At 32.8% G+C, this 15,088-nt stretch carries 17 protein-coding genes; all 17 read left to right on the top strand.

Annotated elements, in window-relative coordinates:
• Positions 1 to 20 precede the first annotated feature (20 nt).
• The 17 genes from ACOYVE_RS05120 (at position 21) to ACOYVE_RS05040 (ending at position 15,059) form a co-directional block, all read left to right on the top strand.
• Positions 21 to 464 carry a hypothetical protein gene (locus tag ACOYVE_RS05120; RefSeq protein WP_422881110.1) on the top strand — a complete coding sequence of 148 codons (444 nt, stop codon included), beginning with the start codon at positions 21 to 23 and terminating at the stop codon, positions 462 to 464.
• 80 nt (positions 465 to 544) lie between these two features.
• Entirely contained in the window at positions 545 to 1,087 is a 543-nt protein-coding gene (locus ACOYVE_RS05115) for a hypothetical protein (RefSeq protein WP_422881109.1), read from the top strand.
• A gap of 85 nt (positions 1,088 to 1,172) precedes the next feature.
• A complete protein-coding gene (locus ACOYVE_RS05110; protein WP_422881108.1) occupies positions 1,173 to 2,579 on the top strand; it encodes a DUF3943 domain-containing protein in 1,407 nt (468 codons plus the stop codon).
• Between the two features lie 466 nt (positions 2,580 to 3,045).
• A complete protein-coding gene (locus ACOYVE_RS05105) occupies positions 3,046 to 3,243 on the top strand; it encodes a hypothetical protein (protein ID WP_422881107.1) in 198 nt (65 codons plus the stop codon).
• 261 nt (positions 3,244 to 3,504) lie between these two features.
• Positions 3,505 to 4,599: a BamA/TamA family outer membrane protein gene (locus ACOYVE_RS05100; RefSeq protein WP_422881106.1), complete on the top strand. Its 1,095-nt coding sequence runs from the start codon at positions 3,505 to 3,507 to the stop codon at positions 4,597 to 4,599.
• Positions 4,600 to 4,623: 24 nt separating this feature from the next.
• The gene (locus ACOYVE_RS05095) at positions 4,624 to 5,169 is read left to right on the top strand and encodes an acyloxyacyl hydrolase (RefSeq protein ID WP_422881104.1); all 546 of its coding nucleotides are present in this window, start codon (positions 4,624 to 4,626) and stop codon (positions 5,167 to 5,169) included.
• 36 nt (positions 5,170 to 5,205) lie between these two features.
• Entirely contained in the window at positions 5,206 to 5,925 is a 720-nt protein-coding gene (locus ACOYVE_RS05090) for a sugar phosphate nucleotidyltransferase (protein ID WP_422881102.1), read from the top strand.
• Position 5,926: 1 nt separating this feature from the next.
• Positions 5,927 to 6,682 carry an MlaE family ABC transporter permease gene (locus tag ACOYVE_RS05085; RefSeq protein WP_422881100.1) on the top strand — a complete coding sequence of 252 codons (756 nt, stop codon included), beginning with the start codon at positions 5,927 to 5,929 and terminating at the stop codon, positions 6,680 to 6,682.
• Positions 6,683 to 6,686: 4 nt separating this feature from the next.
• A complete protein-coding gene (locus tag ACOYVE_RS05080; protein ID WP_422881098.1) occupies positions 6,687 to 7,442 on the top strand; it encodes an ABC transporter ATP-binding protein in 756 nt (251 codons plus the stop codon).
• Positions 7,443 to 7,445: 3 nt separating this feature from the next.
• A complete protein-coding gene (locus ACOYVE_RS05075) occupies positions 7,446 to 8,405 on the top strand; it encodes an MlaD family protein (RefSeq protein ID WP_422881097.1) in 960 nt (319 codons plus the stop codon).
• 17 nt (positions 8,406 to 8,422) lie between these two features.
• A complete protein-coding gene (locus ACOYVE_RS05070; protein WP_422881095.1) occupies positions 8,423 to 9,244 on the top strand; it encodes a hypothetical protein in 822 nt (273 codons plus the stop codon).
• A gap of 11 nt (positions 9,245 to 9,255) precedes the next feature.
• Positions 9,256 to 10,080: a hypothetical protein gene (locus ACOYVE_RS05065; RefSeq protein WP_422881093.1), complete on the top strand. Its 825-nt coding sequence runs from the start codon at positions 9,256 to 9,258 to the stop codon at positions 10,078 to 10,080.
• Between the two features lies 1 nt (position 10,081).
• Complete coding sequence (locus tag ACOYVE_RS05060) at positions 10,082 to 11,437, top strand: aspartate aminotransferase family protein (RefSeq protein WP_422881091.1); 1,356 nt, start codon at positions 10,082 to 10,084, stop codon at positions 11,435 to 11,437.
• Positions 11,412 to 12,338, top strand: a complete 927-nt coding sequence (locus ACOYVE_RS05055; RefSeq protein ID WP_422881089.1) for a CDP-alcohol phosphatidyltransferase family protein — start codon at positions 11,412 to 11,414, stop codon at positions 12,336 to 12,338. Before ACOYVE_RS05060 ends, ACOYVE_RS05055 begins: the two co-directional genes overlap by 26 nt.
• Complete coding sequence (locus ACOYVE_RS05050) at positions 12,331 to 13,353, top strand: Gfo/Idh/MocA family protein (RefSeq protein WP_422881087.1); 1,023 nt, start codon at positions 12,331 to 12,333, stop codon at positions 13,351 to 13,353. The genes ACOYVE_RS05055 and ACOYVE_RS05050 overlap by 8 nt, the downstream gene beginning before the upstream one ends.
• Positions 13,346 to 14,371, top strand: coding sequence for a lysylphosphatidylglycerol synthase transmembrane domain-containing protein (locus ACOYVE_RS05045; protein ID WP_422881085.1), 1,026 nt, complete (start codon positions 13,346 to 13,348; stop codon positions 14,369 to 14,371). The genes ACOYVE_RS05050 and ACOYVE_RS05045 overlap by 8 nt, the downstream gene beginning before the upstream one ends.
• Complete coding sequence (locus ACOYVE_RS05040; RefSeq protein WP_422881084.1) at positions 14,349 to 15,059, top strand: HAD family hydrolase; 711 nt, start codon at positions 14,349 to 14,351, stop codon at positions 15,057 to 15,059. The genes ACOYVE_RS05045 and ACOYVE_RS05040 overlap by 23 nt, the downstream gene beginning before the upstream one ends.
• The last annotated feature ends 29 nt before the right edge of the window (positions 15,060 to 15,088 follow it).

Raw genomic sequence — 15,088 nt, 5'->3', positions numbered from 1 at the left:
AAATTGAGGAAAACAGTATTATGAAAAAAGTACAACAGAATCTATTAAAAACAATCTCATTCATTGTGATTAGCTTTTTCTTTGCATCAGCACTATTTCTTAATGATACAAATGCACAAACAAAAGATCATTATAAGGTGCTTGATATTAAAAATGAAATTAATTCTGGTAAAGACAAAGAAATAAAAATGTTATTTGAAGGCGAGAGAAGAAAGATTGTTCAGCTTACATTGCGCAACGGGAGAAATCTAAGGTGGCACAGCGTACCTGAACCGATAACAATTCAATGTATTGCAGGCGAAGGTGATATGTTGATAAAAACTGAAAACCAAACAGATACGATTAAACTTTTACCTGATACTTTCATAACACTTGACCCTCTGGTTGATCACGATATAATTGGGAAACCAGATGTATCAATTCTACTCATTAGGTTTTTAACTGATGAAGACAACGATGAATAAATATTCAACAATCAGACAGTTCACGACGGGGCTGTCTGAGTAATTAAATAAATATAATAAATAATCAAAGGAGTGATACAATGAAAACAAAATCATTATTATTAACAGTTGTGCTTTTACTTACAGGCACAAGTCTATTCGCTCAATCGAGCAGAGCAGGAAAATTTGGTGTTGGATTAGATAACATATCTTCATCACCAAATTTAATGTTCAAGTACTATGCTTCAGATAATTTCTCAATGGATTTTATCGTTGGAGCTGATCTTAAATTCTTAGGTGAAGATGCACCGTTAGGCGAAACAAAAGTAGATGGTTACAACTTAAGATTTGGTTTAGCTGGTTCGTATCATTTTAATGTCGATAAGGTTTCACCATATCTTGGCTTACAAGCATTATACGGTATAAACCAGGATGCTGGTTATTATGCTGTAGAACCGGATCCCAAAAACAGTGTAAAAGTTGGTTTAATATTTGGCGCGGATTATTTCTTATTCGAAAAATTCAGTGTTGGTATTAAACAAAATCTCGGTTTTGATTTTCAACTTTCCCGAGATATTCCAAAAGAAGAAACCGATGTGTTAATGAATACGAAAACGGAGTTAACAGCAAGATTCTATTTTTAATTTGCTAAAGATTCTTTTGGTAAAAGCCGGTTGCGTTGTACAGCCGGCTTTATTAAAGATAGGTAAAATAAAAAACAGGAACAGAATGAATAACAATTTATACAAAATATTTTTTACAATTATTTTTTTAAGTCAAAACTTATCTGCGCAGCTTAATGATACTAAGTTTCTTCCTTCCGGTTTATCTGATGATCAAACGAAGGTTGAAAACGATTCAACATCTACTTTAAGTTCTGATGTTAAAAAAAATTACTGGCTGCCAGCAGTTGAAGTTGTTGGATTAAATTTTGCTGTCTGGGGATATCAGAGGTATCTAAGCAGGCAGAATTGGGCAGCAATCAGTTGGGAATCGATAAAAAATAATTTCAAAAACGGATTTGTCTGGGATTATGATGGCTATTTGATAAATCAGTTTTGGCATCCATATCACGGTGCTAATTATTATAATACAGCAAGATCAAACGGACTTACATTCTGGGAGTCAGCACCTTATGCTTTTTTTGGAAGTTTGACCTGGGAATACTTTTACGAAAACGAACGGCCTTCTTATAACGATATTGTAAACACACCCGTAACAGGAATTATTCTTGGTGAGATTTCTTTTCGTGTTTCTAATTTAATTATTGATGAAAGTGCAGTCGGACTTGAAAGAGTTATTCGTGAATTCACCTCAATTTTAATTGACCCAATGCAAGGATTGAATAGAATGATTAGAGGTGACATGTGGAAAACAGGATTGCCCCGGAAAAGAGACAATTTTAGTGTGGTTGTCTCAACCGGAGTTCATAATGTTTTTTTTGGTAGTAAGTTTAATGATAGTAAGTCATATCTCGCACTTAGAGCAGATCTGAATTATGGAGATGAATTTTCAGTTTCACAACATCAAAAACCATTCGACTACTTTTCATTGCATATTGAAATCAATATAACACAAGACGATAATATAGTTGTAATTCTTGCCAGCGGTGTTCTGTGGGATAATAATATTAAACTCTTTAACACTTCAAAAAATATAATTGGCGTTTACAAAGAAGTAGATATTCACATCAATACTGTCTACAAACTTTCCGCTACAAGTGTCACCGGACAAATAATAAACAGAATAGAACTCAGTCCTTCAGTGGCAATGCAAAATTATCTTGGTTTATCTGCTATTCTTATGGGCGGCACAAATTCTCAATATTCAAGCGAGTATGGAAAAGATTATAACATAGGTCCTGGTGCAAGCGGTAAAATAGGGCTTGCTTTAAAAGTCAAGAATATTGGTGAAGTTTACACGAACTATAAACGATATTGGATTCACACTTTAAGTGGTGCAGAAAGTGAAGAGTTTGTCGGACTTTTTAATTTTGGTATAAGTTACAATTTATTTGCTCAGACAGCGCTTGGGTTGGATTATTTATTGTATGAACGCTATGGTGATTACAAATATTTTCCAAATACATCTGATGCAAATTCTGCACTTAGAATTTATATCAGGTATAATATTTAATTATAAGTAAATGATGTTTTTAAATTATAGTTAATCATAAAGGTAGACATTGAATAAATCAATTAGAATTATTTCAGCAATCATTGCAATCCTTTTTAGTCTTATGACAATTGTAGAAGGCTCAAAAGTATTACTTGGAATTACAATTCAGGATTATACAGTTTTTACACCAGTGTTAATCTATAATGTTATTATGGGAATTGTCTGACTCTCAGCTGGTGTCGCAATATGGTTTAATCACAAAAAAGCTTTTACTTATACAAAAATTGTGTTAATAATGCACTCGATTGTTCTTGTAACTGTAATTGCACTATACCTTTTAAGTAATGTTGTTGCAATGCATAGCGTGCAAGCAATGATTATTCGTGTAATTGTATGGATTGTAATTTTACTCTTGGTCTGGAAAAGCGAACGATCAAAAACAAATAATCAAATAATGTTAAACAAATAGATAAAGGTCATTCAGATGAGAAATAAAATAATTGCTATAATGTTTGCAATGCTAACATTTTCAAACTTCACTTTTCCGCAAAACAAAATTTCATTGCTTGATTCGGAAAAAGTAAAAGATTATTTAGAACTTAGCCAGGAACAAATTAAAGTAATCGTTCCAAAAATTGAAAGAATAAAGGCAACCATAGAAGAAGACAAAAAAATTATTTAACAAATAAAAGAACGCGTTAAAAACGATGATGAACCCGGATTCTTTGAAAAAATCAGAGTAAAGCGAGGGCACGATAAACGCGCTTCGAAGATAGAAGATTTGATAGATGAAATTAAAGATCAACTAAATGATCAGCAAAAAATTAGATTTTAAAATATCGAAAAACCGGTGTTAAAGCCCTTAGACAAAAAAGAAATTTTTGGAAAGTAATTTGACGGAAGTCTAAACGGTTAGCAAATTGAAAAAGAATTATTAAATATTATGTTAATAAAATCGTTATCAAAAATATTTGTTTTTTTCTTATTAGAAGTGGGAATAATTTATTCGCAATCGCTGGATGAGAATGTGAAAGTAAGCAGGGATGGTTTCTATCCAGTGCCTGTAATTTTTTATTTGCCAAATACCGGATATGCTTTTGGCGCAGCATTTCTATATTACAATAACCCAGACAGAGGTAATTCAAATAGATTCCCTGATATTGTCGGTGGATTTGGTACATATTCTACAAAAAAACAGGTTCAGGGTAGCATACGCGTAAACAGATATTTTGGCGATAATGATTACAGGTTCGACCTTGATATTTCTTACTTCAGGACACCGGATGAATTTTGGGGAATAGGACCCGATCCAGCAACCAAAGTTAAAGAAGATGTAACTTATAACCAGTATAGAATAAAAGTTGATTTTATTATTGCAGTAGAAAAACATTTCTTTATTGGTCCATATTTCTGGTTTGAAAAATTTTCAATCGCTGAATATGTACCAGGCGGAATTATAGAAACTGGAAACTTACTCGGGGCCTTAGGCGTAACCACATCTGGCGCCGGAGTAGGATTTGTTCTTGATTATAGAGATAGTTTGTTTTTCCCAACAAAAGGGATCTATGGAGATTGTAAGATTCTGTTCTATAGAAAATTTCTTGGTGGGGATGTTAACTTTTTTCGATTCGATTTTGATGGAAGACATTATTTGACTATTGCAAAGGGACAGGTTATTGCTTTTAATACAATATATAACGGTACTGCTGGTGATGTTCCGATTCAAATGCTGCCCAAATTAGGCAATCACCAAATGATGCGCGGCTACCCAATGGGAAAATATTTAGATAAAAATTTGTGGGCTTCTCAAGTTGAATATAGAAGACCATTATTATGGCGTATTGGAGCATCGGCATTCTTTAGTATTGGGCAGGTTTTTCCGGAAATTAAAAAATTCACATTCAATGATTTAAAGATTTCGGGAGGGCTCGGACTAAGATACTTGTTGGATAGAGACGAACATTTAAATGTTCGGTTGGATGTTGCTCAATCACGCGAAGGCACTTACGTTTATTTTACAATACAAGAAGCGTTTTAAAGTTAGAAAAACTTTAATAATGAAATGAAGATAGGTTTTTCAAATATACTTACATCAATTATGATTTTTTCACTCGGTATAACAATTATAACCGAGAGCTTTGCACAAGGTATAGAGTATGGCATAAGAACGGGGATAAATAATACGCATAAAAAAGATTTGGACTTATCAGTGTTTGAAATCTTTTTACATACTGCACCACCGGTATATTCATTGATGGATAATATTTTTGCTCCGTTAAATATTTCTTTTGAAATTGCGTTTGGAATGATAAGAGAGAAAACAAATAGTTCTTTGATGTTTTCAATGGGTCCAACATTAAATTTAATTAACTATAAGAATATTTTCTCTGTTTCAACTGGTCTCAAACCCAGCTTAACGACTAATCATATATTTAACAATTTTGATCTCGGTGGAACGCTTAATTTTAAAAGTCATATCGCAGTAAATGTTTCACCTAACAAAAAAATTATTTTAGGATATAGACTTGAACATATTTCAAATGCCGGGTTATATCAAAAGAATCCCGGATTAAATATTCACTATGTGGAAGTTATTTTTGTTTTGTAAAATGAGTAATAATATCAACATAAAGAGATAAATATTATGGATTTAGCAATTATAGCTGCTGGGGAAGGGCTTAGATTAAAAGAAGAAGGAATTACTATTCCAAAACCACTCGTGAAAATTAACGGTGTTCCTTTAATTAAGAGAATAATTGATATGACACTTATAAATGGATTCGACTCTATAGTATGTATTATTCGTGAAGAATCGAAGGAGCTGGAAAGATTCTTAAAAGAAAATTATACAAATTACCCGTTGAATTTAATAGTGAAATCAACACAAAGTTCATTCCACAGTTTATATCAATTAAGTAGATTATTATCAACGCCATTTCTACTAACTACTTCTGATTCAGTATTTCTAGAGTCAGAATTTAAATCGTTTGTGAATTATGGAATGAATTTAAAAGATGCCGATGGGGTAATTGCTGTAACAGATTTTATCGATGACGAAAAACCATTGTATGCAGACATAGACGAAAACGATAGGATAATAAACTTTAATGATTCGAATAACGGTTATGAATTTGTAACAGGCGGTTTGTATTTGTTTAAAAAAAATATTCAAAAAGAGATTGAAGAAGCTATGAACTCTGGAGTTATCAGATTAAGAAACTTTCTAAGGTTTCTAATTCAAAAAGATTTTCGATTGTATGCTCTCCCATTTTCAAAAATTGTTGATGTAGATCATGTAAGTGATATTAAAACAGCCGAGGAATTTTTATCTGATCACAATGCTAAAACTCAGGAGAAAAATTAAATTGACACGTTTTCAAAAAATGATTGCTGGTTTGCAGGAATATTCTTTTTTAGTAAAAGAAATAACCGTTGGCTTTTCTAAAATCAGAGATTACTGGGGCGAAACGATTGAGGAAATGTACTTAATTGGTACGAAATCATTTTACCTAATTTTTTTAGGTGGATTGTTTACCGGTGTAATTCTTGCAATTGAAACCGGTCATCAACTTGAAACATTCGGAGCAACAAGCTGGATTGCGAAGACTGTATCTTTAGGCATGGTTCGTGAACTGGGACCTGTAATTACAGGATTATTACTTGCCGCAAGAACAGGCGCAAAAAATACATCTGAACTGGGGGCAATGCAATTAAGCGAGCAGATTGATGCGTTAAAAGCATTCGGTGTTAGTCCTGTCGAAAAACTTGTAATTCCACGTACTGCAGCTGCTCTTGCAATGTTTCTACCTCTCACATTGATAGCAGACCTTGTAGGAATTCTGGGCGGTATGCTAGTATCAAATCAAACGTTCAACAGCGACCTAAATACATTCTGGCATACAGCGGTTATATCTCTTAAAATGAAAGACCTGTTCGTTGGATTCATAAAGCCGTTCTTCTTTGGATTTTTTATAGCAACAATAAGCTGTTACTTTGGATTAACCACTAAAGGCGGTACAACTGGTCTGGGTAAAAATACAATTAATGCTGTTGTCTATTCGTCGGCAATCATATTAGTTCTTGATTTCATCTTTACTAAAGTAGTCTGGGAGTTATTATAAAATTATGGTTGAATTGAAAAATGTTTCATTAGAAATAAACAATAACAGAATATTGAGGGACGTCTCCCTTACGATTGAAAAGGGAAAAAATACAGTAATAATGGGACCAAGTGGTGCAGGCAAGAGTTCTATACTAAAAGTAATACTTGGATTATGGCTTCCCGATGAAGGAGACGTAATTTTTGAAGGTAGAAGCATCAATGAAATGAACGATAGTGAATTGTTGGAATTAAGGAAAAATATCGGAATGGTTTTTCAGGGGAATGCGCTTTTCGACGCTTTAACAGTAGCAGAAAACATCCTTTATTTTTTACCGGATAAAAGAAAATATTCCGAAAAAGAATTAAAAATTAAAATCGAAGAACTCCTTTCGTTTGTAAATCTTACAGGCACAGAAAATTTGTATCCTGAAGAATTGAGCGGTGGAATGAAAAAAAGAGTTGCCATAGCACGCGCCCTTGCTTTCAATCCTAAAATTATTCTCTTTGATGAACCAACCACGGGACTCGACCCGATTAATACCGCTTCGGTTCTTGAAATGATTGATAAATTAAAACTTAAAAACGCTACGTCTGTAATAGTTACACATATTGTTGACGATGCAATAGAAATAGGTGATAAGTTTATAATGATTAATCAAGGAGAAGTAGTTGACGAAGGAGACCTTCAAAAAATTCTGAACTCGAATAATCCTTTTGTAAATCAATTCTTTATGAAAAGAAAACAATTATTGTCCAATAGAGTTTCTCTCGGAGTTTAAAAGATGATAAGAAATGGGAAAAAAAATCAAAGCTTAAAAGTCGGTTATACTATTTTCGCCGGACTGGTAATATTTTTCGTTTTTATAATACTGGTAGGAACGGAAGGCTATTACTTCTCGAAAACATATACTCTGAATATGTACGTAAAGAATACCAACGGTTTAATCGAGGGGAGTAAAATTTATCTGGGAGGATTAAAAGTCGGAACAATTGATAAAATTGAGTTCACAACATTTGGAGATAATAATCTAGTATTGCTGCGACTCGCAGTTCTTGAGAAATACAAATCCCGGATTACTGTTAATTCTTATGCTAAAATTGAAACAAGTGGATTATTAGGTGATAAATTAATCAACATATCATTAGGAAATCAGAATGAAAGACCTCTTCAAGAAGGTGAATTTATACAAGTAAAGGAATCAGTCTCCTTCGATAATATAGCGGATAAGATTGTGCCAATTGTTAATAACATTGAAAAAATTACTGCTAATATTGCAACTGTAACAGATTCATTAAATGGTCAAAATAAACTTTCGGGGTTATTATTTGGAATCGAAACTACGAAAAATTTGAATTCAACATTAAAAGAACTAAACGCTATAACATCCAAACTCAATAACGGTAACAACACATTCAGTCGTTTTATTAATGAAGACAGCCTGTATGCAAGCCTTAAATCACTCGTTGATAATTTGCAAAATATTTCCAGTTCATTGAGTTCAGGCAGGGGTACGCTGGGGAAATTAATTAAGAATGATTCAATTTATAATAATCTTAATGATATTACGGGCAATCTTGAGAAAATCACCTCATCTCTCAATAGCGATTCTACAATAGCAGGTGGTATTCTCAACAACCCGGAAGGTTTTGAAAAGTTAGTTAAACTGTTAGACCAGCTTGCTAATCTCGTTAAAGATATTAAAATAAACCCTGAAAAATATTTTCATATATCGGTCTTTTAATAAATAGGAAAATAGTTATGGAAAGGATTGCCGGTATTAAAAGAAGCAGAGAATTTTCCCCCAATCATATAGAGAACGACTCACTCATATTTATGAAGACTGTCGAGGAGCTTAATAAACTTGGAGTTGAAGTAAATATTTACAACGAAGAAGAGATAGAAACGGGTAAGAATTTAAAAGAAAACCTAATTTTTTCGATGGCAAGAGGCACTCAAGTATTAAAAAAATTACTTAAAGCAGAATTAGAAGGGAAAATTGTTATTAATCCATCTCTAACAGTACTTAAATGTCATAGAATTAATATGTCAAAGTTGCTTAAAGAAGCTGGTATTCCTTTTCCTTTGACGATTGCTGGCACTCTCGATTATTTAGAAAGTTACGATTTTGAAAATATTGGTACTACAAAAGTATGGATAAAAAGAGGCGATATTCATGCTATACATAAAGAAGATGTAACGGCAGTATTCAGTAACGAAGAAAAAATAAATATTTTAAAGGAATTTGGATATCGTGGAATTACTTCTGCTATTTTACAAGAACACATTGAGGGGGAAGTTCTAAAATTCTATGCTGTTAAAAACACTGATTTTTTTGAATACTATTTCTACAATAGAGATAATAAAATAAATGTAGATGAAGATAAATTGAAAGAGTATGCTGCTAGGTCAGCAGATGCACTAGGACTGGAAATATTCGGTGGCGATGCTATTGTATCCGACTCAGGGAAAATTACAATAATCGATGTAAACGATTGGCCTAGCTTTGCCCCTGTACGGAATAAAGCGGCAAAATTTATAGCAGAATTAATCTATGACAAGCTAATAAATAGTGGAAATTAAGAGGCAAAAAAATGATAAAAATTGCTGGCATTAGAAGACATGTAGCTTATTCACCAAATCACATAAGTAATGATACAAAGATATTTCTGCGCACAGTTGAAAAACTAAATGATAAGGGATTTGATATTACTATTTATGAAGAGCAGGATTTGACCTATATAGATATTAAAGAATCTATTATATTTTCTATGGCGCAGGGAATGGAAAGCACTCTAAAATTAAAAGAGCTCGAAAAAGAAGGTCGGCTGATAATTAATTCACCGCAAGGTTCAATCAATAGTTACAGAGTTAATATGGTCAGAATACTTCCTGAAAACGGAATCCCTTTTCCCAAAAGCTTTGTAATTAAAGTGGAAGAAAAGGAAAAAATAAAATTTAAGGATTTTAATAGTCGTAAAATCTGGATAAAAAGAGGAGATGTTCACGCTGTGCATCGGGAAGATGTAACAATAGTTTATTCAGAAGAAGAGAAAGAAAATATTATTTCGGAATTTGCACGAAGAGGAATACAAAAAGTAGTATTACAAGAGCATCTCGATGGCGATGTAGTCAAATTTTATTCAGTGGCTAATACGAATTTTTTCCATTGGTTTTATTTAAATGGCATAAATCATAATCCTTTTGATATAAATCTGCTTAGAGAATTGGGCAATGAATCAGCCGGGGCAATCGGGTTGGATGTATATGGAGGCGACGCAATTATTTCGCGAGATGGAACTATTTCTATTATTGATATAAATGATTGGCCAAGTTTTGCGCCGGTACGCGAAGAAGCAAGTTCCTCAATAGCCGAACTAATTGTTAGAAAAATAAATAATTTTTTTGTGGAGAGATGATATGGAAGTAGAACGAAAAATCAAATATGCCTCTGTTCTTACAGAAACTCCCGGTCCGAAATCATTGGCATTGTTTAATGAAGAGCAGAACTACATTGCTCCGGGCATTCAAACCATTGCGACACGTTCAAAAATTGCTATTGAACGTGGTCAGGGATGTTTTGTCTATGATGATGACGGTAACAGGTACATTGATTTTTTTGCAGGTGTCGGTGTCGCAAGTCTTGGGTACAATCATCCGGTTTACAACAAAATGATGAAAGAACAACTTGATAAAATTCATGTTGGCAGTTTCACTTCTGAAAATAGAGTCAAGCTTACCAAACTTCTTTCTGAAATTGCAATAGGTGATTTAAGATGGAGCCAATTTTACAGCGGCGGCGCTGAAGCTGTTGAAGCAGCTCTTAGAATGGCAAAATCATACACAAAGAAAAATGAGTTTATAGGATTCTGGAATGGATTTCACGGCAAAACTGTTGGTGTACTTGGATTACTTGGAGATAATTTTAAGTTTGAACTCGGTCCTCTACCACCAGGAATTTATACCACTCCTTATGCTGATTGCAGACATTGTGAATTTAATAAAACTTTTCCTGGTTGTAATTGGGAATGTGTTGATCACATAAGAAAAAAAATTAGATATGAAACAACAAACAATATAGCTGCAATCATTGTAGAGCCAATTCAAGGAACCGCAGGAAATGTTGTACCTGCTCCAGGATATCTAAAAGAATTAAGAAAACTTGCCGATGATATTGGAGCATTATTAATCTGTGATGAAATGATAACCGGATTTGGAAGAACAGGAAAAATGTTCGGGACTCAACACGAAAATATTATCCCTGATATCATTACAATTGGAAAAGGATTTGGCGGCGGATTTCCAATAACCGGAGTTATGTCTCGCAAAGAAATAATTTTTGCCAAACCTTTTGGTAATCCAAGTGGAAGTTCCTCCAGTTATGGCGGAAATCCATTTGCATCAACAGCGGCTTATGCTACCGTTAAAACAATTATTGAAGAAGGTTTAGTTGAAAATTCTGCAACAGTTGGTGCTTTTATGCTCGAAAAACTTAACGAGATGAAGTCAAGAATTCCGATTATTTGGGATGTGCGTGGCAAAGGTTTAATGATTGGGATTGAACTTGTCAAAGGTAAAGATTCAAAAGAAAAACTTGATAAAAAATATACCGAAATGGTTTTTCAGGAATGTCTGAAACGCGGATTGATTTTAATGGGATATAATGCAGATATAAGAGTTTATCCACCTTTAATCATCACAAAAGAAATTGCAGAAGAAGGTATGCAGATTATGGAGGAAGCATTTACTTATGTGGCTGAACAAATTAAAAATTGAATCAACATATAAATCAACTGATACTGAAGAATTTCTCGATAAAATATTTTATCGGAGAGTGGGTTATGCAATGGCTCTTGCTTCGAAGTCATTGGGACTCACACCAAATAATGTAACATTTATCAGCGTTATTTTTGGTGTGGTTGCAGGTAATCTATTTTATTATCAAGATATTACTTTAAACATAATTGGCGTCATTTTCCTTATAATAGCTGAAGCGCTGGACGGAGCGGACGGGCAGCTTGCTCGAATGACCAATACTTATTCACGTTACGGTAGAATATTTGATGGGGTAGCCGGTAATTTATGGTTTATAAGTATCTACCTTCATATGTCCGCAAGGTTTATTATAGAAGGTGGAACACCGTTTATATTACTGATTGCATTGATTTCCGGAATTAGTCACTCTTTTCAGAGTGCAATGGCAGATTACTACAGAATCTTCTATTTGTATTTCACTCAAAATAAGAATAAAGATATTGATGATCTTAGTGAGGTTAAAGAAACATATTCCAGACTATCCTGGATAAATGCACCTTTTAAGAAATTCCTGCTTAGGGTTTATATAAATTATATTCGTCAACAACATATCCTTGCAAAGAATGTTAGAAGCCTTTACAGGTATGTTGAAGATAGTTTTAATGGTATCGCCCCGCAATGGTTTAAAGAGGAATATAGAAATCTAAACAAACCAATGATTAAGTATCAGAATATTTTAACTACTAATACAAGAATGATTGTTCTGTTTATTTCAGTCTTTTGGGGCAATATCCTTTACTATTTTCTTTTTGAATTAATAGTACTCAATCTGGTGCTGATCTACTTTGTAATTAAGGAAGAAAAGATTCATAAATACTTATTTGAGTTTGTGAAAGGTAAAAAGGAATTATCAAATGCTTAAAGGAGCTATAGTTGGTTTTGGCAAAATAGCAAGAACAAATCATCTTGTAGCTTTTCGATCAGAAGAATTAAAAACAAGTATTGATATAACTTCTGCGGTTGAATCAAATGCTAACACAAGAGAAAACTGTAAGAAAGAGTATAACGAAATAAATTTTTACGAATCATTAGACAAAATGTTTGAAACCGAGAAGATTAATTTTATTGATATAACTACTCCGCCTAAATATCATAAAGAAATTATAGAGTGGGCAATTTATAAAGGCATTCATATTATTTGTGAAAAACCATTTACTACATCTTACGCCGAAGCAACAGAACTATATAAAACTCTTATCGAAAAGAATATATTGTTCGTACCTTGTCATCAATATAAATATTCTCCTCTGTGGGGCGAGTTCAAATCTTTTGTTGATGAATTAAATGATAATGAAAGAATATTTCTCCAATTCAATGTTTTCAGAACAGGTGCTGATCCGGGTTTGAGTGTTAATCTTCCGCCGTGGAGATTAAATAAGGAAATCAGCGGAGGTGGAATTTTGTCTGATACAGGCTTTCACTATCTCTACCTTTCAAACTGGTTGTTGGGCAAGCCATTAAGGGTAACTACGGTTAACCAAAATCTTGCGCACAATCAATATCAGGTTGAGGATACATCTCAAATAATTTTAGAATATCAGCAAGGAATTATACAAATTAATCTCAGCTGGGCTTATCACTCCCGCCGAAATGAAGCAAAACTGATTTCTAAGAGTGGAAGTCTTTTCTATGATGGCGATAGCTATATCATAAAAACTAAAAATGAGAAAAGTGAAAAAATATCTGTGCCCGATGCTTCTGATAAATCCCATTATACAAATCTTTATATAAAACTCTTTTCTGATTTTACAAAATCTGTTCAGAACAAGAATTTTCATAAAAAAGGATTGGAAGACGCATACAACACAATTTACTTGCTGGATAAATGTTACCAATCTGCTTGCAAAAACAAGACAATAGAATTATACAATGAGTAAAAAATCCAAAATAATATTGTTCTTAGTCGGTCTTACAATATTTACTTATCTGGTTTGGGATTTCGGATTAAATAATATTTTATCAAACCTTTATAAAACCGGCTGGTATTTTATTCCCGTTATTGGTGTATGGTGTTTCGTCTATTTTTTTAATGCACTTGCCTGGAAATTTATACTTGGAAATAATAAACATAATTTCCCATTCTATAAAATATTTTCCCTAACCATCAGCGGATTTGCAATTAATTACATTACGCCATTTGTTGGACTGGGTGGCGAACCATATCGTATTGCAGAACTAAAAGCGCAGCTGGGAACAAGTAGGGCGGTTTCTTCTACTATCCTGTATTCAATGATTCACTTTCTTTCTTCTTTTATTTTCTGGATACTAATTATTTTGCTTGCGTTCATTACACTAACCCTTACAGTAGCAACTAAGCTATCTTTGTTAATTGCACTGATAGTGTTTTTGGTAATAACATATTTTTTTATCACACGCCACAAAAAAGGGGTAGTAAAATCTTTATTTAATATCTCTTTAAAAATCCCTTTCATAAATAGAGTTTTTGTCCCCCTTTTTAATAAAAAAGAATCAATTCAAATAATCGATGAGCAGATAACAGATCTATATTTAAATCGAAAACTGAATTTTTATTTAGCACTATCAAGTGAAATTATTTCACGGATTATTGGATCACTTGAATATTTGTTTATTCTAAAGGCAATTGGAATTAATATAACTTTTATTGAGGCATTGTATATCAATGCTTTTTCCGCTTTTATGATAAATCTTTTTTTCTTTATGCCTTTAGAATTGGGTTCCCGCGAAGGTGGGCTTATACTTGTTTTAGAAACTTTAAATATAACTTCTTCGCTTGGTATTTATGTGGGATTGGTAAATAGAATACGAGAACTTTTCTGGATATTAATTGGAATTATTCTCATTGCGCTAAGCGGGAAAAAAGCAAATCCGGATTTATTAACTGAGACAGATTATGAAAAAAGCACTGTTATTTGATTTTGGCGGAACACTTGATACTGATGGAATTCACTGGAGTGAAAAATTCTTTGATCTTTATAATCATTTCCATATTCCACTTACAAAAGCAAATTTTAGGGAAGCTTTTGTTTATTCTGAACGGACTATTTCTAATATCATTAAACCAGATTTCAGCTTAAAGCAAACTCTTAAATCTCAAATAGCATATCAATTAGAATATTTTAAAAAGAATAATCTGTTAAAAGAAGATTTTTCACAAAACATTAACAAACTAACAGATTGGTGTTATAGTTCTGTAATTGAAAATGTGAAAATCACTAAAGAGATATTAAATCAGCTTTCAAATGAATATTTGCTTGCACTTATTTCTAATTATTATGGAAATATTGAGATAGTTCTAAAAGAACTTTCAATCAAAAAGTACTTCGCTTTCATTGTTGATTCTGCAGTAATCGGATTCAGAAAACCAGATCCAAAAATTTTTCAGTTCGCTTTGAATGAATTAGGCGTAAATCCCAATAATGCTGTTATGATTGGCGATTCTTACAACAATGATATTGTTCCGGCAAAGTTAATTGGTTGCAAAACAATTTGGATAAATAACAGAGGATGGAACGAACAAAACGAAAATGATAAAGCAGATTTTATTATAAAATCATTTAAGGAGTTACCTGAAATTTTAAAAACGATAAATAAAGTCATATAAATATTCATTATTCTAAAGAAGGAGAGAGA

This window comes from Melioribacter sp. (assembly GCF_049325435.1).
Classification (GTDB): domain Bacteria; phylum Bacteroidota; class Ignavibacteria; order Ignavibacteriales; family Melioribacteraceae; genus Melioribacter; species Melioribacter roseus.
Note: the sequence above shows the minus strand (reverse complement) of the source record. Positions and strands in the feature narration are given on the sequence as shown.

Excerpts from the sequence above, each read along its gene's own strand:
- ACOYVE_RS05050 (WP_422881087.1), top strand. The coding sequence starts at position 12,331 with ATGCTTAAAGGAGCTATAGTTGGTTTTGGCAAAATAGCAAGAACAAAT.
- ACOYVE_RS05040 (WP_422881084.1), top strand. The coding sequence starts at position 14,349 with ATGAAAAAAGCACTGTTATTTGATTTTGGCGGAACACTTGATACTGAT.
- ACOYVE_RS05080 (WP_422881098.1), top strand. The coding sequence starts at position 6,687 with ATGGTTGAATTGAAAAATGTTTCATTAGAAATAAACAATAACAGAATA.
- ACOYVE_RS05105 (WP_422881107.1), top strand. The coding sequence starts at position 3,046 with ATGAGAAATAAAATAATTGCTATAATGTTTGCAATGCTAACATTTTCA.
- ACOYVE_RS05075 (WP_422881097.1), top strand. The coding sequence starts at position 7,446 with ATGATAAGAAATGGGAAAAAAAATCAAAGCTTAAAAGTCGGTTATACT.
- ACOYVE_RS05120 (WP_422881110.1), top strand. The coding sequence starts at position 21 with ATGAAAAAAGTACAACAGAATCTATTAAAAACAATCTCATTCATTGTG.
- ACOYVE_RS05060 (WP_422881091.1), top strand. The coding sequence starts at position 10,082 with ATGGAAGTAGAACGAAAAATCAAATATGCCTCTGTTCTTACAGAAACT.
- ACOYVE_RS05070 (WP_422881095.1), top strand. The coding sequence starts at position 8,423 with ATGGAAAGGATTGCCGGTATTAAAAGAAGCAGAGAATTTTCCCCCAAT.
- ACOYVE_RS05115 (WP_422881109.1), top strand. The coding sequence starts at position 545 with ATGAAAACAAAATCATTATTATTAACAGTTGTGCTTTTACTTACAGGC.
- ACOYVE_RS05045 (WP_422881085.1), top strand. The coding sequence starts at position 13,346 with ATGAGTAAAAAATCCAAAATAATATTGTTCTTAGTCGGTCTTACAATA.
- ACOYVE_RS05065 (WP_422881093.1), top strand. The coding sequence starts at position 9,256 with ATGATAAAAATTGCTGGCATTAGAAGACATGTAGCTTATTCACCAAAT.
- ACOYVE_RS05095 (WP_422881104.1), top strand. The coding sequence starts at position 4,624 with ATGAAGATAGGTTTTTCAAATATACTTACATCAATTATGATTTTTTCA.
- ACOYVE_RS05110 (WP_422881108.1), top strand. The coding sequence starts at position 1,173 with ATGAATAACAATTTATACAAAATATTTTTTACAATTATTTTTTTAAGT.
- ACOYVE_RS05055 (WP_422881089.1), top strand. The coding sequence starts at position 11,412 with ATGTGGCTGAACAAATTAAAAATTGAATCAACATATAAATCAACTGAT.
- ACOYVE_RS05100 (WP_422881106.1), top strand. The coding sequence starts at position 3,505 with ATGTTAATAAAATCGTTATCAAAAATATTTGTTTTTTTCTTATTAGAA.
- ACOYVE_RS05090 (WP_422881102.1), top strand. The coding sequence starts at position 5,206 with ATGGATTTAGCAATTATAGCTGCTGGGGAAGGGCTTAGATTAAAAGAA.